At 41.5% G+C, this 26997-nt stretch carries 24 protein-coding genes and 2 pseudogenes; 25 read left to right on the top strand and 1 reads right to left on the bottom strand.

Going from position 1 to position 26997, the window contains the following annotated elements; all coding sequences use genetic code 11:
* Positions 1 to 194 precede the first annotated feature (194 nt).
* The 20 genes and pseudogenes from H538_RS0100225 to hfq all read left to right on the top strand — a co-directional run bounded on the left by H538_RS0100225 (position 195) and on the right by hfq (position 21009).
* Complete coding sequence (locus H538_RS0100225) at positions 195 to 968, top strand: DUF3388 domain-containing protein (protein WP_026675810.1); 774 nt, start codon at positions 195 to 197, stop codon at positions 966 to 968.
* Between the two features lie 25 nt (positions 969 to 993).
* Positions 994 to 1875 (top strand): helix-turn-helix domain-containing protein, encoded by an 882-nt coding sequence (locus H538_RS0100220; protein ID WP_026675809.1) that lies wholly within the window; start codon positions 994 to 996, stop codon positions 1873 to 1875.
* Positions 1876 to 1909: 34 nt separating this feature from the next.
* On the top strand, positions 1910 to 2488 hold the full coding sequence (gene pgsA, locus H538_RS0100215) for a CDP-diacylglycerol--glycerol-3-phosphate 3-phosphatidyltransferase (protein WP_026675808.1): 579 nt from the start codon (positions 1910 to 1912) through the stop codon (positions 2486 to 2488).
* A gap of 59 nt (positions 2489 to 2547) precedes the next feature.
* A complete protein-coding gene (locus tag H538_RS0100210) occupies positions 2548 to 3792 on the top strand; it encodes a competence/damage-inducible protein A (protein ID WP_026675807.1) in 1245 nt (414 codons plus the stop codon).
* 117 nt (positions 3793 to 3909) lie between these two features.
* Positions 3910 to 4518 (top strand): annotated as a pseudogene (gene recA, locus H538_RS22805) (recombinase RecA); the annotation flags it as partial.
* An 82-nt stretch (positions 4519 to 4600) separates the two neighbouring features.
* Positions 4601 to 4798, top strand: coding sequence for a hypothetical protein (locus H538_RS26540; protein WP_035349711.1), 198 nt, complete (start codon positions 4601 to 4603; stop codon positions 4796 to 4798).
* Between the two features lie 269 nt (positions 4799 to 5067).
* Positions 5068 to 5502, top strand: a pseudogene (locus H538_RS22795) (recombinase RecA family protein); the annotation flags it as partial.
* A 257-nt stretch (positions 5503 to 5759) separates the two neighbouring features.
* A complete protein-coding gene (rny, locus tag H538_RS0100195) occupies positions 5760 to 7325 on the top strand; it encodes a ribonuclease Y (RefSeq protein ID WP_026675806.1) in 1566 nt (521 codons plus the stop codon).
* Positions 7326 to 7414: 89 nt separating this feature from the next.
* Entirely contained in the window at positions 7415 to 8209 is a 795-nt protein-coding gene (locus H538_RS0100190; protein WP_026675805.1) for a TIGR00282 family metallophosphoesterase, read from the top strand.
* Between the two features lie 93 nt (positions 8210 to 8302).
* Complete coding sequence (gene spoVS / locus H538_RS0100185) at positions 8303 to 8563, top strand: stage V sporulation protein SpoVS (RefSeq protein ID WP_010193268.1); 261 nt, start codon at positions 8303 to 8305, stop codon at positions 8561 to 8563.
* 134 nt (positions 8564 to 8697) lie between these two features.
* Positions 8698 to 9621: a dipeptidase gene (locus H538_RS0100180; RefSeq protein ID WP_026675804.1), complete on the top strand. Its 924-nt coding sequence runs from the start codon at positions 8698 to 8700 to the stop codon at positions 9619 to 9621.
* Positions 9622 to 9763: 142 nt separating this feature from the next.
* Entirely contained in the window at positions 9764 to 11500 is a 1737-nt protein-coding gene (locus H538_RS0100175) for a 2-oxoacid:acceptor oxidoreductase subunit alpha (protein WP_026675803.1), read from the top strand.
* Entirely contained in the window at positions 11501 to 12367 is an 867-nt protein-coding gene (locus H538_RS0100170) for a 2-oxoacid:ferredoxin oxidoreductase subunit beta (protein WP_026675802.1), read from the top strand.
* An 88-nt stretch (positions 12368 to 12455) separates the two neighbouring features.
* Positions 12456 to 13979, top strand: coding sequence for a tRNA (N6-isopentenyl adenosine(37)-C2)-methylthiotransferase MiaB (gene miaB / locus H538_RS0100165; protein ID WP_035349707.1), 1524 nt, complete (start codon positions 12456 to 12458; stop codon positions 13977 to 13979).
* Positions 13976 to 14413 (top strand): YlbF/YmcA family competence regulator, encoded by a 438-nt coding sequence (locus H538_RS22790; RefSeq protein WP_051291162.1) that lies wholly within the window; start codon positions 13976 to 13978, stop codon positions 14411 to 14413. Before miaB ends, H538_RS22790 begins: the two co-directional genes overlap by 4 nt.
* Positions 14414 to 14602: 189 nt before the next feature.
* Complete coding sequence (locus tag H538_RS0100155) at positions 14603 to 15175, top strand: outer spore coat protein CotE (protein ID WP_026675800.1); 573 nt, start codon at positions 14603 to 14605, stop codon at positions 15173 to 15175.
* Between the two features lie 101 nt (positions 15176 to 15276).
* Positions 15277 to 17844 carry a DNA mismatch repair protein MutS gene (gene mutS / locus H538_RS0100150; protein WP_026675799.1) on the top strand — a complete coding sequence of 856 codons (2568 nt, stop codon included), beginning with the start codon at positions 15277 to 15279 and terminating at the stop codon, positions 17842 to 17844.
* Between the two features lie 11 nt (positions 17845 to 17855).
* Positions 17856 to 19703 carry a DNA mismatch repair endonuclease MutL gene (gene mutL, locus H538_RS0100145; RefSeq protein ID WP_026675798.1) on the top strand — a complete coding sequence of 616 codons (1848 nt, stop codon included), beginning with the start codon at positions 17856 to 17858 and terminating at the stop codon, positions 19701 to 19703.
* Between the two features lie 101 nt (positions 19704 to 19804).
* Positions 19805 to 20740 (top strand): tRNA (adenosine(37)-N6)-dimethylallyltransferase MiaA, encoded by a 936-nt coding sequence (miaA, locus tag H538_RS0100140; RefSeq protein WP_026675797.1) that lies wholly within the window; start codon positions 19805 to 19807, stop codon positions 20738 to 20740.
* Between the two features lie 38 nt (positions 20741 to 20778).
* Positions 20779 to 21009, top strand: coding sequence for an RNA chaperone Hfq (gene hfq, locus H538_RS0100135; protein ID WP_026675796.1), 231 nt, complete (start codon positions 20779 to 20781; stop codon positions 21007 to 21009).
* 51 nt (positions 21010 to 21060) lie between these two features.
* On the opposite strand, the gene H538_RS0100130 is transcribed toward hfq, so the two are convergent.
* Positions 21061 to 22047 carry a tyrosine-type recombinase/integrase gene (locus tag H538_RS0100130; RefSeq protein ID WP_026675795.1) on the bottom strand — a complete coding sequence of 329 codons (987 nt, stop codon included), beginning with the start codon at positions 22045 to 22047 and terminating at the stop codon, positions 21061 to 21063.
* Between the two features lie 105 nt (positions 22048 to 22152).
* Here H538_RS0100130 and H538_RS0100125 point away from each other — a divergent pair, with 105 nt between their 5' ends.
* From H538_RS0100125 to H538_RS0100105, 5 genes are all read left to right on the top strand, one after another.
* Positions 22153 to 22722, top strand: coding sequence for a YhcN/YlaJ family sporulation lipoprotein (locus H538_RS0100125; RefSeq protein WP_026675794.1), 570 nt, complete (start codon positions 22153 to 22155; stop codon positions 22720 to 22722).
* Between the two features lie 203 nt (positions 22723 to 22925).
* On the top strand, positions 22926 to 23843 hold the full coding sequence (gene spoVK, locus H538_RS0100120) for a stage V sporulation protein K (RefSeq protein WP_035349815.1): 918 nt from the start codon (positions 22926 to 22928) through the stop codon (positions 23841 to 23843).
* Positions 23844 to 23924: 81 nt separating this feature from the next.
* Positions 23925 to 25157 (top strand): GTPase HflX, encoded by a 1233-nt coding sequence (gene hflX / locus H538_RS0100115; RefSeq protein ID WP_026675792.1) that lies wholly within the window; start codon positions 23925 to 23927, stop codon positions 25155 to 25157.
* Positions 25158 to 25180: 23 nt separating this feature from the next.
* On the top strand, positions 25181 to 26449 hold the full coding sequence (locus H538_RS0100110; RefSeq protein WP_026675791.1) for a methionine gamma-lyase family protein: 1269 nt from the start codon (positions 25181 to 25183) through the stop codon (positions 26447 to 26449).
* 116 nt (positions 26450 to 26565) lie between these two features.
* Positions 26566 to 26967, top strand: coding sequence for a MerR family transcriptional regulator (locus H538_RS0100105; RefSeq protein WP_026675790.1), 402 nt, complete (start codon positions 26566 to 26568; stop codon positions 26965 to 26967).
* The last annotated feature ends 30 nt before the right edge of the window (positions 26968 to 26997 follow it).

Genomic DNA, 26997 nt, shown 5'->3' with positions numbered 1-26997 from the left:
TAACATCCTTTTATTTTTTCTTTCATAATAAATTGAAATCATATATTATTAATTAATAGATGGACACAGCATTTGTCTGACAACTGATTTCGCCCTATTTTAAAAGAATAGCAAGCGGGTGTTTCTAGCTCAGGGCTTGCAAGAGCGAGGTGAGGCGCCCCGCGCTTTTCTTATATGAAAGAAGGAGATGAGTAATGGAAAAGCAAGAATGGTATTTGGAGTATGAAATACATAAAAACCGGCCTGGATTAATGGGGGATATTTCTTCCCTATTAGGGATGCTTGGCATAAACATAATAACCATTAACGGTGTTGATAATAAACGGAGAGGCATGCTGCTTGTCAGCGACACCCATGAAAAAATAGAACGTCTTGGATCCATTCTCCAATCCATGGATAATATTACAGTGACGAAATTTCGTGTCCCGAAATTGAGAGACCGTTTAGCTGTTCGGCATGGACGTTATATTGAACGGGATGCGGACGATAAAAAGACGTTCCGATTTATCCGCGATGAGCTTGGCCTTTTAGTTGACTTTCTGGCAGAAATTTATAAAGTTGATGGCCATAAATTAATTGGCATTCGCGGAATGCCCAGAGTGGGAAAAACGGAATCCATTGTTGCATCCAGTGTTTGTGCGAACAAACGGTGGGTATTTGTCTCTTCAACTCTTTTGCGCCAAACCGTAAGGACGACTCTTGCAGATGATGAGTATAGTTCGGACCATGTTTATATTATAGACGGGGTTGTGTCTACAAAACGTGCGAATGAAAGACACTGGCAACTCATTCGTGAAGTGATGCGATTGCCTTCTACGAAAGTGGTTGAACACCCTGATATTTTTGTCATGCAAACGGAATATACGATGGACGATTTTGATTATATTATTGAACTTCGAAATGATCGGGATGAAGAAATTACATATGAAGTGATTGATGAAGATGAAGGTTTTTCCGGATTTGAATGATTTTTTACAGTGGTAGGTGGTAAGGTTGTCTGATTTAGGAAACTTTTTAAAACAGAAGCGGGAAGAAAAAGGACTTTCATTAGAGGAACTTCAAACGATAACGAAAATTCAAAAACGGTATTTGCAGGCAATTGAAGAAGGACGGTACGATGTGCTGCCCGGTTCATTTTATGCCAGAGCATTTATTAAAAATTATTGTGAAGCAGTTCATTTAAACTATGAAGAAGTGTTTGAAGAATATGAGAACGATCTACCAAAGTCGGTTAAGGAAGTGACCGAGTATACTCCTCGCTCGGAGAAAACCAGGCAAGTAGAAACGAAAGACGCGACCTTCATTCGTTTTCTTCCGTCTGTCGTCATTGTCGTTGTTGTTCTTGCGCTGTTTCTTGGCATTTGGAAGTTATATCAACATTTTAGTGCAGCGGATCATGTGGAGCAAAAAAACCCGGAAACGGGAATTGAAATGGAAAAAGACAAAAAAGCAAAAGAAGCGGATCGCCTGAAGAAGCAAAAGGAAGAAGAAGCAGCGAAAGTAAATAAGGAGAAGGAAAAAGCGAAAAAAGATGCGGATAAGCCAAAAGGGACATTATCAAAGATTTCAACCGTCGGAAATCGAACGACCTATGAATTGAAAAATACAGATCAATTCGAAGCTGAGGTTACGATGCGGGACGATGCTTACATCGGAATTAAAGGCGATGGGGCATTTATCGTCAATACGACGATCAAAAAAGGCGATAAAGTAAAACGTGATCTTAGCGATAAAAAAGAAGTCGATTTTAACATCGCCAAGAGCCATATGACCGATCTGAAAATTAACGGTCAGCCGATCACATACCCGGTTGAACCGAGTTCAATGATGCATCAACATATTATTATTAAATTTACGAAATCAACACAGCCATAACGTACAAGAGAAGGCCTATATTGGAGGAATTACAGTGAATTTACCGAACAAAATAACCATTTCCAGGGTCATGCTCATTCCCATTTTTTTAATCGTATTGCTCGTGCCTTTTCATTGGGGAACTTTAACAATCGGTTCATGGTCGCTTCCAGTAACCCATTTTGTTGCTGCGCTTATTTTCATTGTGGCATCATGTACAGATTGGATTGACGGTTATTACGCGAGAAAATTCAATCTAGTAACAAACCTTGGGAAATTTCTTGATCCGCTTGCGGATAAATTGCTTGTAACTGCGGCTTTTATATCCCTCGTACAGCTCGGTTTCACCCCGGCCTGGATGGTCATCATTATTATAAGCCGTGAGTTTGCGGTCACAGGCATTCGAACGATCGCTGCAGCAGAAGGGGTTGTCATTGCAGCAAGCCAGGCCGGCAAAGTGAAAACGTGGATTCAAATTATTGCGATCAGCGTTACTCTCTTGCACAATTTCCCATTTGCTTTTATCGGGATCCCGTTTGATCAAATCAGCCTCTGGATAGCGACGGCTATTACCCTTTATTCGGGATGGGATTATTTTATTAAAAACAAAGAAGTCATGTTAAAATCAAAATAGAAGAGAAAACAGGAGCTCATCTCCTGTTTTTTTTCGGCTTAAATAAGGAGGGGCAGTTTATGAATGCTGAAATAATCGCAGTAGGAAGTGAGCTTCTGCTCGGTCAAATCGCCAATACGAATGCGAAGTTTATTTCTGAGCAGTTGGCCGAACTCGGCATCAATGTTTTTTACCATACTGTTGTCGGGGATAATCCGGGACGGCTCGAAGCCGTGTTTGAAAATGCGAAAGACAGGTCCAATCTTATTATTTTTACCGGCGGACTCGGACCGACAAAAGATGATTTAACGAAGGAAACGATTGCAAAAAGCCTCGGCAGAAAACTCGTTTATGATCAAAAGGCGATGGATAACATCGAGGCGTATTTCCGGAAAACGAACCGGGTGATGTCTGAAAATAACCGGAAGCAGGCACTCGTCATCGAAGGAGCCGAGGTACTGGATAATGATTTCGGAATGGCGCCGGGAATGGCTCTTTATGATAACGGGATGACGTACATGTTATTGCCGGGACCGCCCAAAGAAATGGAGCCGATGTTCAGCAATTACGGACGCTCTTTTTTGCTCAGGCAGTTGCCTGACAAGCAGATCATTCATTCACGGGTTTTGCGGTTTTTCGGGATTGGCGAGTCATTGCTTGAAGCGGAATTAGAAGATTTAATTGACGAGCAACAAAATCCGACGATCGCTCCGCTTGCCGGCAATTATGATGTAACGTTAAGGCTAACGGCAAAATTTGCGGATCAAAAAATGGCGGCGCGAGAACTTGATTTGCTGGAAGAAAAAATAAGGGAGCGCGTCGGACAATTTTTGTATGGCTATAATGATATGACACTTGCGGATGCCGCAGTTTCTTTATTAAAGGAAAAAAGCTTGACGGTCGCAGCGGCTGAAAGTTTAACGGGTGGCATGTTCGGCAAAAGCATAACTGATGTTCCAGGCAGCTCCGCTTGTTTTAACGGTTCTGTCGTGTCTTACACGAATGAAGTGAAAAACAAGCTTCTTCACGTACCGCAGGAGTTATTGGCCAGTGATGGCGCGGTAAGCGAGGCATGCGCGAGAGTAATGGCTGAAAATGTCCGGGCTATGACTGCATCCAATATCGGCATTAGTTTTACCGGAGTTGCAGGTCCGGGACAAAGCGAAGGAAAAGAGCCAGGGACCGTTTATATCGGAGTCTCAACAGAAGCAGATAGCGTTGTTCATTCGCTCACTCTTTCTGGAAGCAGGCAAGGCGTAAGAGAGAGAACGGTTTATAACGGTTTGTTTTATTTGCTACAAACGGTAAAAGGAATGAAAAAATAATCGAATAAACGTTCGTGAAAATGATTGGCAAATGGTGAAAAAACAGTTATGATAAGAGTGTAGACATACTTAAATTTTTGTCAACGCAACAATTTTAAATATATAAGGAGTGATTTCATGAGTGACCGTAAAGCAGCATTAGAGCAAGCGTTGCGGAACATTGAAAAGCAATTTGGCAAAGGCTCTATCATGAAGCTTGGCGAGCAGGCGGAACAGCGTGTTTCAACGATTTCAAGCGGCTCATTGGCCCTTGACATCGCGCTTGGCGTCGGCGGCTATCCCCGCGGGCGGATTATAGAAGTATACGGGCCTGAATCTTCTGGTAAAACAACCGTAGCGCTTCACGCTATTGCTGAAGTGCAAAAAAATGGTGGACAAGCGGCGTTTATCGATGCCGAACATGCGCTCGATCCTGTTTATGCGCAAAAGCTCGGGGTCAATATTGATGAATTATTGCTTTCACAGCCGGATACGGGTGAACAGGCGCTTGAAATTGCCGAAGCGCTCGTTCGCAGCGGAGCGGTGGACATCATTGTCATCGACTCTGTCGCTGCACTCGTGCCGAAAGCGGAAATTGAAGGTGAAATGGGAGACTCCCATGTCGGGCTTCAAGCTCGCCTAATGTCTCAGGCCCTTCGCAAGCTGTCCGGTGCGATTAATAAATCAAAGACGATCGCTGTGTTTATTAACCAAATAAGGGAAAAAGTGGGCATCATGTTTGGAAATCAACACAAAGCTTCTTAATCGTTAAACAATATCTAACAACTCAAGATTTGCTATCTTTAGAAATTAAATTAAGGGGATAAAGATGGCGGTTAAAGTTGGCAATCGAGTATATAAAAATATTGAACAATGGCAAGTTGATTATATTGTGAAAAACTCTCACAGAAAGTTAAAAGAAGTTGGAGACGAGATTAAATACTTGGTTGTTTATGAAGACGAGTTATTAGATATTGATAATGTAAAGAAGAAGATTAAGGAGTTTACTCTGGGTTTCCCTTGCTAGCGATAGCAAGTTAAAAAACCTTGTGAACCTTATTGCCTAAGGGTGTAGTTAAAAAACTGCTAACGGTGAAGCCCTCCAATTTTTAGGGTAATACCGTGCCAAGCCTCATTAATTTTGATGAGGAAGGTGTAGAGACTACCGAAAAGAGCCGTTTGGCTAACCGAGTAGGGTACAACAGAGGATAGGCTACTGTTGGAAGTGCAAGGCTCTCAAATTATTGAGATGAAGAGATAGTCCGTACTATAGAAATGGTAAATCTATAGAGTTGGCCAGAAACAACCCCCGGCGGTCGAGCTTTGAAGTTCTATTCCTCAGTAAGACTTGAAGTGCGCCGTGCCGAACAATTGAAGCAAGGAACGGATATGGTTGGTAACAAGACGAAGATTAAAGTCGTGAAAAACAAGGTGGCTCCTCCATTTAAACAGGCGGAAGTCGACATTATGTACGGGGAAGGAATTTCCCGCGAAGGAGAAATTCTCGATATCGGCTCCGAGATCGACATCGTTCAAAAGAGCGGAGCGTGGTATTCGTTTGAAGGAGAACGACTCGGCCAGGGCCGTGAAAACGCCAAGCAATTTTTGAAAGAAAATCCGGAAATCGCGGATGAAATCATTGCCCAGATCAGAAACTACCATCAGCTCGGCACGGAAGTAGTTGTTGAAACACCGGGTACGGAGGAAGAACAACTCGAGTTAACTGAATAAATGATAGGCCGAAGAGTCGCTTGACTCTTCGGCCATTTTAATGCTTGCTATTTTTTAGGGAACGTTCTATCATGATAGTTTTGACAACTCTTGACAACGCATTTTTTCAACTATAAAATAAAATTATATTTTGATTTCCTATGAAATTAAAAAATATACCATTAACATGTTTACGGCAAGACTTGTGCACAACACTTTGTTACACGAAGACGTTCTTGACTCAGTAAAAAAAGTAGATAGCAAGAGGAGGTGGAAAAATGGACAACATTTTCGTATTCATCTCCAGTTTGCTTGTCTCACTAGGTGTCGGTGCAGTTGTCGGATATCTTGTTAGAAAGTCTATTGCTGAAGCGAAAATTTCGAGCGCGGAAACTGCTGCTGCTCAAATCGTTGAAGAAGCGAAACGCGAAGCGGAAGCAAGCAAAAAAGAAGCCCTTCTAGAAGCGAAGGATGAAATTCACAGACAAAGAACAGAAGCCGAGCGAGACATTCGCGATCGCAGAAATGAGCTTCAAAAACAAGAACAACGATTGGTTCAAAAAGAAGAGATTCTCGACAGAAAAAGTGAAACCCTTGACAAAAAAGAAGAAACATTGGACAAGAGGGAGGAGTCTCTCACCAAAAAACAACGACAAATTGAAGAGATGGAAAGCAAAGTGGAGGAACTGCTTAACGAGCAGCAAAGAGAATTGGAACGCATCTCCGGATTTACACGCGAGGAAGCAAAAGTCATCATCATGAATGAAGTGGAAAAAGAAACGACACATGAAATGGCGATGATGGTGAAGGAAATCGAAACTCGCGCGAAGGAAGAAGCGGATAAGAAAGCGAAAGAAATCCTTTCTCTAGCCATTCAGCGATGCGCGGCTGACCACGTTGCTGAAACGACCGTTTCCGTCGTTAACCTTCCAAATGACGAAATGAAAGGTCGTATTATTGGTCGTGAAGGCCGTAACATTCGAACACTTGAAACATTAACAGGTATCGATCTTATTATTGACGATACGCCTGAAGCGGTTATTTTATCAGGATTCGATCCAATACGAAGAGAAATCGCCCGCATGGCTCTGGACAAATTGGTTCAAGATGGCCGCATTCATCCTGCGAGAATCGAGGAAATGGTTGAAAAATCTCGCCGTGAAGTGGACGAATACATTCGGGAAGTTGGTGAACAGACCACATTTGAAGTTGGCGTTCACGGTTTGCATCCGGATTTAATTAAAATTTTAGGACGTTTAAAATACCGAACAAGCTATGGCCAAAATGTATTAAACCACTCGAAGGAAGTTGCGTATCTTGCCGGTTTAATGGCTGCGGAGATCGGGGAAGATGTTCATTTAGCAAGACGAGCAGGATTGCTTCATGATATCGGAAAGGCAATTGACCATGAAGTTGAAGGGAGCCACGTTGACATTGGTGTCGAACTAGCGACAAAATATAAAGAACACCCTGTTGTCATCAATGCCATTGCCTCTCATCATGGAGATACCGAGCCGACTTCGATCATCGCAATTTTAGTAGCAGCGGCTGATGCATTGTCTGCTGCAAGACCGGGCGCAAGAAGAGAAACGCTCGAGACATACATCAGGCGTTTGGAGAAATTGGAAGAAATCTCGGAATCATTCGAAGGTGTGGAAAAATCATTTGCAATCCAGGCCGGACGTGAAATTCGTATTATGGTCAAACCTGACATGGTTGATGATTTAGCTTCATATCGTTTAGCTCGTGATATCACGAAGAAAATCGAAAATGAACTGGATTATCCGGGACATATAAAAGTAACTGTAATTCGTGAAACAAGAGCTGTTGAGTACGCAAAATAAAGTGGTCCAGTCACCACTTTATTTTGTTTTTATATAAGAAATTTTAGGAAATGCTAGTAGTTGCAAGAAGGATAGAAAAGGAGATTTTCATGAGAATATTGTTTGTTGGTGATGTGGTTGGTGCACCGGGAAGAAAGATGATCCATACATATTTGCCAAAACTGAAAAAGAAATATCAACCGACCGTTACCATTGTCAATGGTGAAAATGCCGCACACGGGCGAGGAATTACGGAAAAAATAGCGAAAGGGTTTCTTGAGGATGGTGCACAGGCAATAACGCTTGGCAACCATGCCTGGGACAATAAAGAAATTTTTGAAATCATTGATAGCATCCCGCAAATGGTTCGCCCCGCTAATTTTCCGAAAGGGACTCCCGGTAAAGGAGCGATGATCGTCAAGGTAAACAAGCTTGAAATTGGCATTATTAATTTGCAGGGGCGGACGTTTTTGCCGCCGCTCGATTGCCCGTTTGAAAAGGCAGAACAGCTTGTTTTTGAACTTAAAAAAAGAACGCCATTTATCTTTGTTGATTTTCATGCGGAAGCGACGAGTGAAAAACAGGCGATGGGATGGTTTTTAGACGGGAAAGTATCGGCCGTCGTCGGAACACATACGCACGTACAAACGGCCGACCATCGCATTTTGCCTAAAGGAACCGCCTACTTGACAGATGTAGGGATGACAGGGCCGTATGACGGTATACTTGGAATGGATCGCGATGCCGTGTTAAAAAAATTTTTAACAAGCCTTCCGGTGAGGTTTGAAGTGGCCAGCGGAAGGGAACAGTTAAGTGGGGTCATTATAGATTGCGATGATAAAACCGGACTCGCTGTTTCCATCCAACCATTCGTCATTAATGAAGATCATCCATTTTTTGAATAAAAAATAGAGTTTCTTATCCGGTTGGCAGGAATACGAGCCGTTTAGAGTGAATATAGTAGAATTGGTATAATATCTCTAAGGAGGTACAAAATAATGGAAATATTAAAAGTTTCAGCAAAGTCCAACCCCAACTCTGTAGCTGGTGCACTTGCCGGTGTTCTCCGTGAACGCGGGGGCGCGGAAATTCAAGCGATTGGGGCCGGTGCATTAAACCAAGCCGTTAAGGCAGTAGCGATTGCACGAGGGTTTGTAGCGCCGAGTGGAGTTGACCTCATTTGTATTCCTGCATTCACCGACATCTTGATTGACGGGGAAGAACGTACCGCCATTAAATTAATTGTAGAACCGCGTTAAATGAAAAATATAGTGAATTAGCTGCCTGTTTACTTCAAGTTCGAGTAAACAGGCTTTTTCCGTGCAGAAAAATGGCGTGAAGAGATTCTACCTGTTATCCTAAGAGTAAAGGCAAAGTATGGGGGGGCAAGGAGATGAAGATATTTGATGCGCATTGCGATGTCCTGTTAAAAATGTGGCTCAACCCACAGATCGCTTTTGAGAATGAGAAATCCTTACATATTACGTTAGACCATTTGAAAAAAACCGGAGCAAAAGTCCAATGTTTTGCCATTTTTGTCCCCGATCATGTGAGCGGGCCTGAGAAGTTTCATGTCGCATTGCAAATGGTTGATATTTTCTACTCCAAAATTGTTGAAGCGTATGATGAAATGAAGTTAGTGACATCAAAACGAGAAATAGAGGCGCTCGAAAGTGGCGAGATTGGCGCGTTTTTGACGCTTGAAGGCTGCGACTCGATTGGGGACGATTTATCGAAGCTGCGCATTTTGCATCGCCTTGGCGTAAGGAGCATCGGATTGACATGGAACCATGCCAATCTGGTTGCGGACGGCATTATGGAGGAAAGAGGAGCCGGGCTCACCACTTTCGGGAAGGAAGTTGTCCGGCTGAACAATGAGCTCAAATTGTGGACCGATGTGTCCCATCTTTCGGAAAAAGGATTCTGGGATGTAATGGAGGAAGGGAAATACGTTATCGCTTCTCATTCAAATAGCAAAAAGCTCTGTCCTCATCCAAGAAACTTAACCGATGAACAAATCAAAAGTTTAATCAAGCGTGACTCCATCATTGGCGTTACCTTTGTGCCGAAATTTCTTGCAAGTGAACAAAAAGCGAGCCTGACAGATGTCCTGCGCCATATCGAGCATATTTGTTCTTTAGGCGGGGAAAAGAACATTGGATTCGGCTCGGATTTCGATGGCATTACCGATACACCTGCCCAGCTTGAACATTACGGGAAATATGAGAAATTAATTAATGAACTCTTGAAACACTATAATGAAACGTTAGTAAAAGGATTTTGCTTCGACCATTTTGCCCGCCAACTTCCCGAATAAAAGAATACTTGCAATTTTATAAAGTTAGGTCTAGAATTGAAGGCGTTTAGACGTATTTTTTTCCTTTCTTAATAGGATTTTTACAATATGATATGGAATTTTTAAATGAACGAATGTTTGAATGAATCAAAGGGGTGGAGACATGATTGATCAACTTTCATGGAAAGTTGGCGGACAACAGGGTGAAGGTATTGATAGCACCGGAGAAATCTTTGCAAGCGTATTAAACCGGTTAGGCTATTACCTGTATAGTTATCGTCACTTTTCTTCGCGTATTAAAGGGGGACATACGAACAATAAAATTCGTGTAAGCACGAAAGAGATGCGTTCGATTTCTGATGATTTAGACATTTTAGTTGCATTTGACCAGGAAACGATTGATGTGAACGTCCATGAATTGCGGGATGGCGGGATCGTTATCGGGGATGCGAAATTCAATCCAACCGTTCCGGATGATGCAAACGTAAGACTATTTGCCGTTCCTTTTACTGAAATCGCCAATGAACTTGGAACGTCTTTAATGAAAAACATGGTTGCGATTGGTGCAACGAGCGCCGTTTTAGGTCTGCCTGCTGAAGGATATGCTGAAGTAGTTGAAGAGATCTTTTCAAGAAAAGGCGCAAAAGTTGTGGAAAAGAATATGGAAGCGATTCGAAAAGGCGCCGAATATTTTAACGAAATCGCAGGAGGTCCGATCGAAGGATTTAAGCTAAACAAGGCGGATGGGAAAAAGCGCATGTTTATGATCGGAAATGATGCGATATCTCTCGGATTTATCGCGGGCGGTGTTCGTTTTATGGCTGCTTACCCGATTACCCCGGCTTCTGAAATTATGGAATATTTAATCAAAAAACTGCCGAAATTCGGGGGGACTGTTATTCAAACAGAAGATGAGATTGCGGCGTGCACGATGGCGATTGGCGCTAACTATGCAGGTGTGCGCACGATTACATCTTCCGCAGGTCCTGGCCTTTCTTTAATGATGGAATCGATCGGGCTTTCCGGCATGACGGAAACGCCGCTCGTCGTTGTCGATACACAGCGTGGAGGTCCAAGTACGGGGCTTCCAACAAAACAGGAACAATCCGACTTGATGCAAATGATTTATGGTACACATGGGGAAATCCCGAAAGTTGTTATGGCTCCAAGTACGGCCGAAGAAGCCTTTTACGATGCCATTGAAGCATTAAACATTGCCGAAGAATACCAGTGCCCGGTTATTCTTTTATCAGATTTACAGCTGTCTTTAGGCAAACAAACCGTTGAGCCGTTTGATTATAGCAAAATTGAAATTCGCCGCGGGACGTTAGATATTAATCGAGAGCTCCCGGACCTTGAAGGGAATTATTTTAAGCGGTATGAAGTAACAGAGAGCGGCATTTCCCCTCGTGTGATTCCAGGAATGAAAAATGGCGTCCACCATGTAACGGGTGTTGAACATGATGAGACAGGAAAACCGTCTGAAGTAGCTGCAAACCGCCAGGCGCAAATGGACAAGCGGCTTCGCAAATTGGCGAATCTCAAATTCAATACGCCTGTTTATAAAAACGCTCCACATGAAGAAGCGGATGTCCTGTTAGTTGGATTCAACTCGACAAGGGGCGTCATTGAAGAAGTGATCCCTCGCTTAGAAGCGGAAGGCTTAAAAGTCAATCATGCCCATATTCGTTTAATCCACCCGTTCCCGGTAGATGAAATGAAACCGCTTGTCGATCGCGCGAAAAAAGTCATCGTGATTGAAAACAACGCAACAGGTCAGCTTGCCAGCATTTTAAAAATGAATTTAAATTCGCATGAAAAAATGGCAAGCATTACAAAGTATGACGGCAACCCGTTCTTGCCTCAAGAAGTATTCAACAAATGCAAGGAGCTGGTCTAATTGGCAACGTTTAAAGACTTCCGTAATAATGTGAAACCTAACTGGTGTCCTGGTTGTGGGGATTTCTCTGTGCAAGCAGCCATCCAGCGTGCGGCGGCAAATGTCGGTCTGGAACCTGATAATTTAGCGGTCATATCCGGAATTGGATGCTCAGGCCGTATTTCCGGGTATATTAAATCATATGGCCTTCACGGAATTCATGGACGTGCGCTCCCGATCGCCCAGGGGGTAAAAATGGCAAACCGCGATTTGACAGTAATCGCTTCAGGCGGTGACGGTGACGGGTTTGCAATCGGAATGGGCCATACTGTTCATGCGATTCGCCGAAATATCGATATTACGTATATTGTCATGGACAATCAGATTTATGGATTAACAAAAGGGCAAACCTCTCCTCGTTCTGAAGTTGGCTTTAAAACGAAAAGCACGCCGCAAGGTTCCGTCGAGCCAGCGATCGGTGTAATGGAACTGGCATTAACAGCCGGTGCTACATTCGTTGCCCAGAGCTTTTCGACCGATTTAAAAGAACTGACTTCCATAATTGAGGAAGGAATTAAACATAAAGGATTTTCTTTAATCAATGTGTTCTCGCCATGCGTCACATACAACAAAGTAAATACGTATGATTGGTTTAAAGAGCATTTGACGAGCCTTAGCACGATAGAAGGCTATGATTCTTCCAACCGGATGATGGCGATGCAAACCTTAATGGAACATAATGGGCTTGTCAAAGGGATCATTTATCAAGATAAAGAGAAGCCTTCTTATCAAGATCTCCTACACGGATACAGCAAAGAAGCACTCGCGACAGCCGATCTGTCCATTTCGGAAGCGCAATTTAACGAACTCATTGCTGAATTTATGTAAAACAACCCTCCGTCCTGGAGGGTTGTTTTATTTCAAGCTATTTTCTGCTATAATAGTAAAGTTGACAATAGGTTACTTGCAAGGAGGTATGACAATGAGTGATAAAACAACTCCTGTTATAAATAAAAATGAAACGAAAGATTACTCACAATATTTTCAAACGACATACCAGCCTCCATCTTTAAAAGATGCCAAAAAACGCGGAAAAGAAGAAGTGAAGTTTTTAAAGGACTTCTCCATTCCCGAAGACATGAAATCAATCGGTGCTGGGAAAAAGTTTTATATTCGCACATATGGCTGCCAAATGAATGAACATGATACGGAAGTTATGGCGGGTATTTTAACCGAAATGGGCTATGAACCGACAACCGATGTTAAATGTGCCGACGTCATCCTTTTAAATACGTGCGCTATTCGAGAAAATGCGGAAAATAAAGTGTTTGGCGAGCTTGGCCATTTGAAACCGTTAAAGCTTGAAAAGCCAGATATTCTTCTCGGCGTGTGTGGCTGCATGTCGCAAGAAGAATCGGTCGTTAATAAAATTTTACAAAAACATCAACATGTCGATATGATTTTCGGCACACACAACATCCATCGCCTGCCGCAAATCATTAAAGAAGCAATGCTCGCCAAAGAGATGGTTGTTGAAGTCTGGTCGAAGGAAGGAGACATTGTTGAGAACCTTCCTCGTGTCCGAAAAGGAAATATTCAAGCTTGGGTGAACATTATGTACGGCTGTGATAAGTTTTGTACGTATTGCATCGTCCCATATACGCGCGGTAAAGAGCGAAGCCGCCGACCGGAGGATATTATTCAGGAAGTTCGCCATCTTGCAGCCCAGGGCTATCAAGAAATTACCCTGCTCGGACAAAACGTCAATGCATATGGCAAAGATTTGGAAGATATCGAGTATGGTCTTGGCGACTTAATGGATGAAATCCGCAAAATCGATATTCCGAGAATCCGTTTTACAACGAGCCATCCACGTGATTTTGATGATCGCCTGATCGAAGTGCTCGCAAAAGGCGGAAACCTTGTCGAACATATTCATTTGCCTGTTCAGTCCGGAAATAATGATATTTTGAAAATAATGGCTCGCAAATACACGCGTGAGCACTATCTTGAGCTCGTCCGTAAAATTAAAAAAGCGATTCCGAATGTCGTCTTAACGACGGATATTATCGTTGGCTATCCAAATGAAACAGAAGAGCAATTCCAGGATACGTTATCATTAGTGAAAGAAGTAGAATACGACTCTGCCTATACGTTTATCTATTCACCTAGAGAAGGGACACCTGCGGCAAAAATGAACGATAATGTACCGCTTGAAGTAAAACGGGATCGCCTTGCTCGCTTAAACAATGTATTAAATGAAATTTCACTGCGAAAAAATCTTGCTTACAAAGATAAAGTCGTTGAAGTACTTGTTGAAGGCGAAAGTAAAAAAAATCCTGATGTTCTCTCCGGCCATACGACGGGTAATAAACTTGTTAACTTTAAAGGGCCAAAATCGTTAATTGGAAAAATCGTAAAAGTGAAGATAACAGATCCGAAAACGTGGACGTTAAATGGAGAATTGGTTGAAGAAACTCTAGGAGTGATTGGCGGATGACGTATACGAGAAAAGAGATTTTAGATAAAACGGAAGAACTTGCAAAGATGATTGCCAATACAGAAGAGGTTGCCTTTTTCAAACGGGCGGAAGAGCAAATTAATGAAAACAAAAAAGTAGCCGCATTGATGGGCAAAATTAAAAACTTGCAAAAAGAAGCCGTTAATCTAAGGCATTATGGCAAACATGAGGCGTTAAAAGAAACAGAAGCGAAAATTGATCAATTAATGAAGGAACTTGACGATATTCCGATTGTCCAGGAATTTAAGCAATCCCAGCTTGAAGTGAACGACATTTTGCAAATGGTTTCTCATACGATCACAAATACGGTAACAGAGGAAATTATTGTTTCTACTGGCGGGGATGTCCTCGCAGGAACGACCGGATCGGCTACTTTTCCCGGCAGCTGTCCTACCGATGGCTGTGAACGCTAAAAAGGCGCTTTATGCGTCTTTTTTTACATATTGAATAAAAAAATAGTAATCCCTCTATAAAAATTGGTCACCATTTTATCCAATTACATAAACTGTAGTAATGAGTTTATGAAATGCACTTTTTTAGGCACAATCATTATTTGCCCTGCATAGGATGAAATGAAGATTGGAAGAGGAGGGATTAAGTCTATGTCAAACATAGATCATGGTCTTAATTACAGAGAGATTATTTGTAAGGCTGTTTGTGGAAAAGGGCGAAAATTCTCTCAAGCGACACATACGATTGCACCGCCTCACAAACCTACCAGCATATTAGGTTGCTGGATTATTAATCATCAGTATAAGGCGAAAAAAATCGATGATACGGTCGAAGTGGAAGGACAGTATGACATTAACGTATGGTATTCTCACCATAACAATACGAAAACAGAAGTTGTAACGGACACTGTAAAATATAAAGATGTCGTTGTACTTTCTGTAAAAGATGAAAATGCAGTCGGGGAAGATTATGAGGTAGTTGCCCGTGCCATTCAACAACCGAATACATTAGAGGCGACCATTTCGCCAAACGGGAATAAAATTATTGTACAGGTCGAACGTGAATTTATTTGTGAAATTATTGGTGAAACGAAAGTATGCGTTTATGTGAATCCAGAAGGTTGTGTTGAAGCGGAAGAGGAAAAAGATTGGGAGTATGAAGTGGAAGATGAGGATTTTGAAGATTTAGATCCTAACTTCCTAATTGGAGAACTGGAAGAATAATCAACAAGGAAGAAACCTTTTCTTCCTTGTTTTTTCTTTAAGTTAAAAATGGCTGTGTTATAATGAATAATTGAAGTAGAATAAAGAGGTTAGGTGGAAACATGGCACAATACACACCAATGATTCAACAATATTTATCAGTGAAGGCAGCCCATCAAGATGCCTTTTTATTTTTTCGCTTAGGCGATTTTTATGAAATGTTTTTTGAGGATGCCATTAAAGCTTCACAAATACTTGAAATTACGTTAACAAGCAGGGACGGCGGAGATGGCGGGAGAATTCCGATGTGCGGAGTTCCTCATCATTCAGCCGCAAATTATATAAAGCGTCTCGTCGAAGAAGGGCATAAAGTAGCCATTTGCGAACAGACGGAAGATCCAAAAGCGACAAAAGGGGTTGTGAAACGAGAAGTCGTTCAAATTATCACCCCGGGAACAGTTATGGAAAATAGTCTGTTAAACGAAACCGAAAATAATTATATTGCAGCAGCGGATGCTAGAGATAACAAATTTGCGATTCTTTTATGCGATTTATCAACCGGTGAAATGAAAGGGTACATATTAAGCGGCGACACGTCCCAATTGATGCAGGAATTATATACGCATCATGCAAAGGAAGTACTGTTGTCTAAACCGTTATTTGACGAGATGGGTCCCGCGTTAAAACAGCAGTATGGCATTATCTCTTCTCAGATAGAAGAAGCAACCATTCCGGATCCTTTTGCTAAGCTTGTACAAGAAGTTGGCGATCCGTTGTTACTAAAAGCGTGTGGACGACTGTTCCATTATTTCATTCACACACAAAAACGGTCACTGGACCATCTTCAACCCGTTGTCGTCCAACAAATGGAAGAGTATATGAAACTTGATGGTTTTTCAAAACGGAATCTTGAATTAGTTGAAACCATCCGTTCAAAAGGAAAGAAAGGCTCGTTATTGTGGCTGCTTGATAAAACGGTAACCGCGATGGGCGGACGCCGGTTGAAACAATGGATTGAACAACCGCTTCTCGTCCCTGAATTGATTGAGAGACGATTAAATGTAGTGGAAGAATTACTGAACGAACTGTTTATTCGCCAGGAATTAAGGGAACAGTTAAAAAACGTTTACGATATGGAACGGCTTTCCGGCAAAGTTTCATTCGGCAACGTAACGGCAAGAGACTTGATCCAACTTAAATTATCTCTCCAGAGCGTACCGGCTATCCGTTCTCTCGTCGCTCAATTAAATGATCCGTACTCAAAAAGGCTAGCGGAAGAAATGGATCCACACGAGGAGCTGTGCGAGTTTCTTGAAAAGGCGATTCATGATGACCCGCCACTTTCGATTAAAGATGGAGGGATTATTAAAGATGGCTATCATAAGGAACTTGACCAGTATCGGGATGCTTCAATAAATGGAAAGACGTGGATTGCAAAACTGGAACAAAGAGAACGAAATGAAACGGGAATTCGCTCTCTGAAAGTCGGTTATAATAAAATTTTCGGCTACTTTATTGAAGTGACGAAAGCGAATCTATCATCTGTTCCGGAAGGCCGTTATGAAAGGAAGCAAACATTGGCAAATGCCGAACGGTTCGTTACACCGGAATTGAAGGAAAAAGAAAAACTTATCGTGGAAGCTGAAGAAAAAATTGTTGATCTTGAATATGAACTTTTCCTTTCTGTTCGCGAACAAGTAAAAAGCTATATTGCAAGTTTGCAATTGCTTGCAAAACAGCTTAGCGAGCTTGACGTGCTTCAAAGCTTTGCGACGATCAGTGAGGAACAGCATTACACAAAACCAGTCATCTCAAAAAATAAGACGATTCGCATTAAAGGCGGCCGCCATCCTGTTGTCGAGAAAGTAATGAATGCACAGGAATATGTAGCCAACGATATTTTCATGAATGAAAAAAGAAACATGCTTCTAATTACCGGGCCGAACATGGCAGGTAAAAGTACGTATATGAGGCAATTAGCTTTAACGGCGGTTATGATGCAAATCGGTTGCTTTGTCCCTGCAGATGAAGCGGAATTGCCGCTCTTTGATCAAATTTTTACGAGAATCGGTGCCGCTGATGATCTTGTTGGCGGTCAGAGCACGTTTATGGTTGAAATGCTTGAGACGAACTATGCCTTGAACAAAGCGACCGAAAATAGTTTAATATTGCTTGATGAAATAGGCAGGGGTACATCTACCTATGATGGGATGGCACTTGCCCAATCCATCATTGAATACATTCATGATCATATTGGAGCAAAAACATTATTCTCCACACATTATCACGAATTGACGGTGCTGGAAAAAGAGTTAAAAACGTTGAAAAATGTATTTGTCTCTGCGGTTGAAGAGGACGGGAAACTCGTATTTCTTCATAAAGTGATCGATGGACAGGCTGATAAAAGCTTCGGGATTCATGTCGCACAGCTTGCGGATATGCCGGATACGGTTATTGAACGGGCGAAAAGCATCTTAAATGAGTTAGAAGCGGGTTCTATCACCCAATCAGCAGCTGAAACAAAGAAGGAAGAGCCGGCTCAACTTTCCTTATTTGAAGAAGAGGAAGTTCCAAAAAGGAGAAAAAGAGATTCCGAAGTCATTTCTCTTTTAAAAAATATGAATATCCTTGAAATGACTCCTCTTGCTGCATTAAATGCATTATATGAATTGCAAAAGAAAGTAAAATAGGAAGTGGTCAAGTGGGAAAAATTGTCCAGTTGGATGATCTCCTTTCTAACAAAATCGCGGCAGGTGAAGTCGTTGAACGGCCGGCATCGGTGGTTAAAGAGCTTGTCGAAAATTCAATTGATGCGAATTCAACAAGAATTGAAATTGAACTTGTAGAAGGCGGGCTTTCATCTATTCGCGTTATTGATAACGGAGACGGTATCGAAGCCGATGATGTCAGGCTTGCCTTTAGCCGTCATGCAACGAGTAAAATAAAAAATGAACATGATTTATTCCAGATTCGGACGATGGGATTTAGAGGGGAAGCTCTTCCGAGTATCGCTTCCGTTTCTCATGTAGAAATGAAAACATGCACAGGGGATGGACCAGGATGCGCCGTAAAAATAATAAACGGTGAAATTGACTCGATTTCTCAGGCAAAAGCTCGAAAAGGAACAGACATTACCGTCAGCAACTTGTTTTATAATACTCCGGCACGTTTAAAGCATATGAAAACGGTAAACACTGAACTTGGCAACATTACTGACGTCGTCAACCGCCTGGCACTTGCGAATCCCGACATTTCGTTTCGATTGAAACATAATGATAAAGAGATGCTTTCAACAAGCGGGAACGGTCAGCTGCTTCACGTGATTGCCGCCGTGTATGGAATGGGAATCGCGAAAAATATGATACCGTTTCAAGCACAATCGCTTGATTATGAAATTCGCGGATTTATTGGAAAGCCAGAATTGAACAGAGCGTCAAGAAATTATATTTCGTTGTTTATGAATGGAAGATATATTAAAAATTATGTGGTGCAAAAAGCCGTTTTAAATGCGTATCATACGTTTCTGCCAATTGGTAGATTTCCTGTTGTTATTTTATCAATCACGATGGATCCAACCATTATTGACATAAATGTTCATCCTTCAAAGCTAGAAGCGAGATTAAGCAAGGAGCCCGAACTTTGCCAGTTAGTTCAAGACGCCATCAGAAACACGATTCGAAAGCAAACATTAATTTCAGAGCCGCTAAAGCCGAAAAAGAAAACCGCTTTTTCGGAACAGCCGTCCTTCCATTTCGAACACAATCTTGGTCCGGCTAAAGAACAAGAGTTTCGTCCAACTGAAAATAAAGAAGCCCGGGCGGAGACTAAGAGCGAAGTTGCCTATCCGCCTTCACCGCCAAAATGGGAAGAAAAAGTAATTGAAACACCAGCGGAAGAGATGAGAGAAGAAGAAATTATCGTAAATAACGAATGGCCGGATGAAAATGAGCTGGAAAATAAACAGCCGAAAATTCCGCCGATGTATCCAATCGGACAAATGCACGGAACGTATATATGCGCGCAAAATGAGCATGGCCTCTATTTAATTGATCAACATGCTGCCCAGGAACGCATGAAATACGAATTTTTTAAAGAAAAAGTGGGCAAGGTCGCATCTGAATTACAAACATTAATGGTTCCTTACACTTTTCAATTTACGAACAAAGAATGTATGATTATAAACGACCATATTGAAATGCTTCAGGAAGTTGGCGTGTTTCTTGAACCGTTTGGCCAAAATACGTTTATTGTAAGAGAACATCCTCAATGGTTTCCGAAAGGATTTGAAAAAGAAACGATGGAGGAAATTATTCAGCAAGTGATTGATGATAAAAGGGCGGATATAAAAAAATTGAGGGAAAAAGCGGCCATTATGATGTCATGCAAAGGATCGATTAAAGCCAATCGCCATTTGCGAAATGATGAGATATTTCAATTGCTCGAAGATCTTAGAAACACATCCGATCCGTTTACTTGCCCGCATGGAAGGCCGATCATCATTCATTTTTCTACTTATGAACTGGAAAAAATGTTCAAGCGGGTGCAATAAAAAATGGCTAAAGCTAACTCGACGTCCGAAGACTAGATCCCGAAACCGTCGAATGGGCGACATATTTTCATAAATTAAAAAGAAAATGCAAGGGAGTAACGATGAAAGAAAAACTTGTCGTAATTGTTGGTCCAACTGCCGTCGGGAAAACGAAGATGAGCGTTGAACTTGCAAAAGCGTTAAATGGTGAAATTATAAGCGGTGATTCAATGCAAATTTATCGCGGGATGGATATTGGCACTGCGAAAATAACCCATGAAGAAATGCAAGGCATCCCTCATTATTTAATTGATATAAAAGATCCGACAGAACCTTTTTCCGTGGCGGAATTTCAGGAACGTTCGCGAAAGCTTATCAACGAAATTAACAAAAGGGGAAAGGTTCCGATTATTGTAGGGGGCACGGGGCTGTACATCCGCTCAGTGACCCATCACTATGAATTTTCATCAGCTGGATATGATGAAAACTATCGTGCCGAGCTTGAAGCTTATGCTAAAGAGCATGGAGCTGATAAATTGCATGAGCGGCTGAAAAACATTGATCCTGAGAGCGGTAAACGAATCCATCCAAATAATATAAGACGGGTCATTCGTGCACTCGAAATTCATCATGTGACCGGAAATACGATGACCGAAAAGTTAAATGCCCAAGAAACGGAACATGTATATGACGATTGCATCATCGGTTTAACGATGGAACGAGAGCTGTTATATGAAAGAATCAATAAACGGGTGGATGAAATGATCCGGCTCGGTTTAGTGGATGAAGCAAAACGCCTTTATGATAGAGGCGTCCAAAATTGCCAGTCTGTGCAAGCTATTGGCTATAAGGAGATTTATTCCTATTTAAAAGGAGAGGTTACGCTCGAGACAGCGATCGAACTTTTAAAAAGAAACTCCCGGCGCTATGCCAAACGACAATTCACGTGGTTTAAAAATCAAATGGATGTAAAATGGTTTGATATGACGGACTTGAAATTTTACGAAAAATTTAAGGAAATCCGTCATTACATAGAAGGGAAATTGAATCTATTGTAGAATGAATAAGGGGAATGCCTAAAGAGGAGGACGTTTATATGAAGCAACCAATCAATATCCAGGATCAATATTTGAATCAACTCCGTCGGGAAAATATTTATGTAACGGTATATTTATTAAATGGATTTCAATTAAAAGGCTTGGTAAAAGGGTTCGATAATTTTACGGTTATCCTTGAGTCTGAAGGAAAGCAACATTTAATATATAAGCATGCGATCTCAACATTTACACCACACCGCCCTGTCGAATTACCTGCTGAAAACCAATGAGAATGCGTAACCTGCATACGCCAGACTGAAGAAACCCGGAGTAATCAATGATTACTCCGGGTTTCTTATATTTTTTTCAAGATAGTTAATATAACGGTTCAGGCTTAATGGCGTTTTAAAGCCAAATTGCTTTTGCACTTTTTCCACATTTTCCTCCTGCTTAAGCAGTCGAAGAATGCAAGTTCGTCTCATATGTTGAGCACTGATCCCTTTCCGTAAATTCGCGCGGGCAACTTCAAGGCGGATCATTTTTTGCACTGCTATTTCGGTTAATGGCTTCGGAGATTCCAACTTATAATCCCAACGAAATGTCCCCCTTTGAAAATCGAATGCCACAAATAATGGATCGTTCGTATACAGTCTCGGCCGAACCGACTCTGGAATGGTCTCATAATACGAAAAAAGCAATGTTTGATCACTTCGGTTTAAATAAATCGGACGGGACACGCTCGTCTCAGAATGAACGTTTATTCGTCCAGAAGTCAGAGCGACTTGTTTCATCGTTATCGATACAAGTTCTTGCAATGTTAAGCCATAATGGTATAGCAAAGTAAAAATTGCCTTATTCCGGTCAATGAGAAGATAACGGTATTTCAGCTGATTTTCGGTTAAATCGTCCAATGAGGCGAGTGTTTGTACTAACTTTTCGGCCTCTTCTTCTGTCATAAAATCCGTTTCACTAAACGGTGCCTCATCATCAAATTCTAGATGTAGTTGATCAACAGGATTTGAAGAAAGATTTCCTTTCATCATTTCAAAACGAATGAACTGTTTCAAAACGGTCATAATTCTTTTTAATGTTTTTGGAGAATATTTTCGTTGTTCTGATAAAAAGTGGAAATAAGAAAGGTAATCTTCAATTGTCAATGATTGAAACATGTCGTATGTATCTGCATTTTTTTTCACTTTCATCCATGCAAAAAAATCGTTTAAATCGTAAAAATAGCGTTTGACCGTACTTTCTTGTCTTCCTTTTCGAATCAATTGCTCTAAATAATCGCGTGCGTATATGGGGAGTGTATTAATAAGCTGATTCATACGTCCCTCCACGTGTCCTTTTAACCCATTATAACGCTTTTTTTACAAAAATGAATAATTCCATTTTGATGTTAAAAACTAATATAAGAAAGTGAGGGTTTCCATATGCGAAAAGCAGTCATTGTATTAGGTATTTTTCTTACCGTTTCGGCCTGCAGCACGAAAAATAATGCGGGAAGTGAAACAAGGACAAATGATAATGAGCCGAATAAAGTGAGCTCCATTGAACATCACACGCCGAATACGAAAGAAAAAAGCTATGAGGTTGAAAACGCAAAGCAAATTGTCGCTCTTGCAAAGACGGTTGACGGTGTAAAAAATGCACATGTTATCGTAAGCGGCATCTATACAGCAGTCGGTATTGAGCCTACAAGAGCATTGACGAAAAATGAAGATGAACGGCTTCGTCAAAATGTTTACGATGCGATTAGAACGGATTCTCACGGAAGAAATGCCGCGATTACAACAAACCCTGAATACGTCAAAAAAATCAATGAACTTGGCATTATGGCGATGAAAGGGCACAATCAACAATTAAAGCATACTATTTTCGATGAACTCGGAACTTTAATCGGAAAAATCCCGCCACTGCCGAACCAGGCAAAAACGACAAAACCCAAAGACATTCATTTAAACCGCAAACAGGAAAGACAAGGAAGAAATTTATATGACTAAATCCGTTAAAAGCTATTCATATTTGCATGAATAGCTTTTTTTCTATTTCGGAAACGGGCTTTCGCTGATTCCTGCGAAATAAATAAAGACGAGCGGAATACATTAGTAAAGATACTTGAACTTAGGCATTTGTCACAAGTTTTAGAGTCATGCGTATAATGAAGTCAGATAGATAAAGAGAGGTGTTTCTCTTGCATGATTCAATGACAGTTAAAAACAAAACGCAAATTAATATCGTATTGAACCAGCAAAAGGAAAAGTTAAAGACGGAAAGTGCTTTATTTGTAAAAGAAGAAAAGCTTGATAAACATTTGCCTCTAAAGAAAGTGGAAAAAGAATTAAGCGCACTTGTTGGCATGGAAGAGTTAAAGCAAATAGTGAAAGAGATTTATGCATGGCTGTATGTCAATAAATGCAGAGAAGAACAAAATTTAAAAGTCGAGAAACAAGTGCTTCATATGATGTTCAAAGGAAATCCGGGAACGGGAAAAACGACTGTAGCAAGGCTGTTAGGCCACTTGTTTTACGAGATGAATGTCTTGTCAAAAGGGCATCTAATTGAAGCGGAAAGGGCGGATCTGGTTGGCGAATATATTGGCCATACCGCGCAAAAAACACGTGACCTGATCAAAAGGGCGATCGGCGGAATTCTTTTTATTGATGAAGCGTATTCTCTTGCCCGTGGCGGTGAAAAAGATTTCGGCAAGGAAGCGATCGATACGCTTGTAAAGGCGATGGAAGATCAGCAACATGACTTTATTTTAATACTTGCGGGCTATTCGAATGAAATGGACAAATTTCTCCGCTTAAACCCGGGCTTGCCATCAAGATTTCCCATTAAAATCACCTTTCCGGATTATAAAGTGGATGAATTAATGGAAATCGCCCGAAAAATGATAACTGAACGCCAATACATGTTTACGAAGGAATCCGAATGGAAACTCCGCCAGCATCTTCAAAAAATATGCGCCAATCCTGAAAAATCGTTTAGTAACGGCCGCTATATCCGCAATGTGATTGAAAAGGCGGTCAGAAAACAATCCGTCAGGCTTCTGCGTGAAGATCGGAACGACCGAAAAGCGTTAATGACGATCGAAGCGGATGACCTTCAGGTAGAATAGCGGGAATAGATTTGATAAAATGAAGACAGGAAAGGCGGTATTAATCATTTATCAGGTAGACTCTAAAGGCAGGTTAGTTTATTGAAAGAAATCACGCAAGGATCAAGGGAAAAAGCGATTCTCGTTGGCTGCCAGTTGGTCGGGCAATCCGACGAGCGCTTTTTTTATTCGATGGAAGAATTAAAATCGTTGTTAGACACTGCAAAAGGATTATCAGTTGCTGAGGTTACACAAAAACGCGAGCGCGTGTGTGCTTCCACGTTTATCGGAAAAGGTAAAATTGAAGAAATAAAAGCCCTAGAAATTGAACTTGAAGCCGATGTCATCATTTTTAATGACGAGCTTACTCCGGCGCAAAATCGTAATCTAAGCCGTTTTTTTGAGGCAAAAGTGATTGATCGAACCCAATTAATATTAGATATTTTTGCCCAAAGAGCCAGGTCAAAGGAAGGTAAGCTCCAGGTCGAGCTCGCTCAATTGCAATACTTATTGCCGCGCCTTGGCGGCATGGGAATCGCCCTTTCAAGGCTCGGCGGAGGAATTGGAACGAGAGGGCCAGGTGAAACGAAGCTTGAAAAAGACAGAAGGCATATCCGTTCACGCATCAATGATATTAAAAGTCAGCTTAAGAACATTGTCCAGCACCGCGAGCGTTACAGGGAGCGAAGGAAAGAAAATTATTGTTTTCAAATCGCTCTCGTAGGCTATACAAATGCTGGGAAATCAACGATATTTAACCGGTTAACGGAGGCGGATAGCTTTGAGGAGAATCAGCTGTTTGCCACATTAGACCCGCTAACAAGACAATTAAAATTGCCGAAAGGGCTTAACGTGCTCATGACGGATACGGTTGGATTTATCCAGGATTTGCCGACTTCGCTTATCGCGGCTTTCCGATCAACATTAGAAGAGGCAGCTGAGGCGGATCTGCTCGTTCATGTTATCGACGGTTCCCACGAAGATCACGCCGAACACGAAGCGACAGTGCTTTCGATTTTAAGTGAGTTAGGGGCTTCGAACGTCCCTGTTTTAACGGTTTATAATAAAAAGGACCGTTTTCCAGAATCGTTTACCCCGATTACTACATCCATTTCGATTTCTGCATTTGATCAAAAGGATATCAATCGATTAAAAGAGGAAATGGAAAAAGAAGTCGTTAAGCAATTAAATTATTATCATATTGAAGTTCCGGCAAGTGATGGCAAGAAGCTTTCTATTCTAAAGAAGCATACTATTCTCATCGAGCGAAATTTCAACGATGAAAAACAAGTTTATGAATGCAAAGGATATGCCCATCCATTTTTAAACCTTTAAAAAAGTAAGATAAGGAGCAGGAGATGTACTCATTATTTTCAAATGGCGAAAGATTAAAACCACTTGTAGAAAAAATCGAATGTAAGATTATCGAAAAACATAAAGAAATTGACAAAGTTTCAGAATTTAATCAATTGAAGGTACTTAAAAGCTTTCGTAAACATAAAGTGAGCGACTATCATTTTAACCTTTCTACGGGCTATGGATATGACGATGCGGGCAGAGATACGCTTGACGCGATATATGCTGATGTTTTTGGCGGGGAAGCGGGGCTCGTCAGACCGCAATTGATTAACGGCACACATGCGATTTCAACCGCTTTATTTGGCGTTTTAAAGCCTGGAGATGAATTGCTATATATAACTGGCAAACCGTATGATACGCTAGAAGAAATTATCGGAATCCGTGGGGATGGATCTTGTTCATTAAAAGAATACAACATTTTTTATAACCAGGTTGATTTACTTCCTGATGGATCTGTTGATTTGGGAAAGATATCCCAAGCCATTAACAAGAATACTCGTATGATCGGCATCCAGCGATCAAAAGGGTATGCTGACAGGCCTTCTTTTACGATTGCTGAAATCGAGCAAATGATCCGTTTCGTAAAAGAAATTAAACCCGATGTTGTGGTGTTTGTTGACAATTGTTACGGCGAGTTTGTCGAAGAAATGGAGCCATGCAACATTGGAGCGGATTTAATGGCCGGCTCGCTTATTAAAAATCCCGGTGGAGGGCTTGCCAAAACAGGTGGATACATTGTTGGAAAGAAAGAACTGATTGAAAGATGTTCTTATCGGCTGACAACCCCTGGCATTGGAGCGGAAGCGGGAGCCTCCCTATACAGTTTATTGGAAATGTATCAAGGCTTTTTCCTCGCCCCTCACGTGACGGCACAGGCGGTAAAAGGGGCTGTCTTTACGGCCGCTTTTTTGGAGGAAATCGGGCTTACGACTAATCCGTCATGGGATGCGAAAAGAACGGACTTAATTCAAGCTGTTTCGTTTCATGACCGAGAGCGAATGATCGCTTTCTGTCAGGCGCTCCAAACCGTTTCCCCGGTAAATAGTCATGCTATTCCAACTCCGGGTTATATGCCGGGGTATGAAGATGATGTCATTATGGCAGCGGGGACGTTTATCCAGGGAGCCAGCATTGAGCTTACCGCGGATGGTCCAATCAGGCCGCCGTATATAGCATATGTCCAGGGCGGTTTAACCTATGAACATGTAAAAATCGGCATTTTAACGGCTGTCGATCATTTATTAGAGAAAAAGTTAATTGATTTTTAAAAAGAAGACCCGGTCTTCTTTTTTTTTGAAAAAATCATGTTAAAAAACATAACATTTAATTGACATGTGAGCTTTTATGACATAAGATAAAAATAAGTTGAAAGGAGGAATTGATCGTGAATGACAATACAAGAAGAAATATGCCTTTATTTCCAATCAGTATTGTAATGAAATTGACAGAGCTTTCAGCACGTCAAATTCGCTACTATGAAGAACATGATCTCATCCATCCGGCACGTACGGAAGGAAATCGCCGCTTATTTTCTTTCAACGATGTTGATAAATTGCTTGAAATTAAAGCTTTGCTAGAACAGGGTGTAAACCTGGCGGGGATTAAGAGAGTGTTCGAATTAAACGAACAGGCGGTCAATATCCTACAAGCAGGGCACCAGATGCAGGCGAAAAAAGAGGTTTCCGATTCGGCGATTCATCGCCGCTTAAAGCGTGAGTTGATGCATGCGGGCCGTTTCGGAAAAACGTCCCTTATTCAAGGGGAGTTATCACGATTTTTTCATTAATTCATTTTTGATCATTTAGAGGAGGAGAAC

It is taken from the genome of Fictibacillus gelatini DSM 15865, assembly GCF_000430745.1.
Taxonomy (GTDB): Bacteria; Bacillota; Bacilli; order Bacillales; family Fictibacillaceae; genus Fictibacillus_A; species Fictibacillus_A gelatini.
The sequence above is the reverse complement of the archived record's forward strand: the minus strand, read 5'-3'. Positions and strand labels throughout refer to the sequence as shown.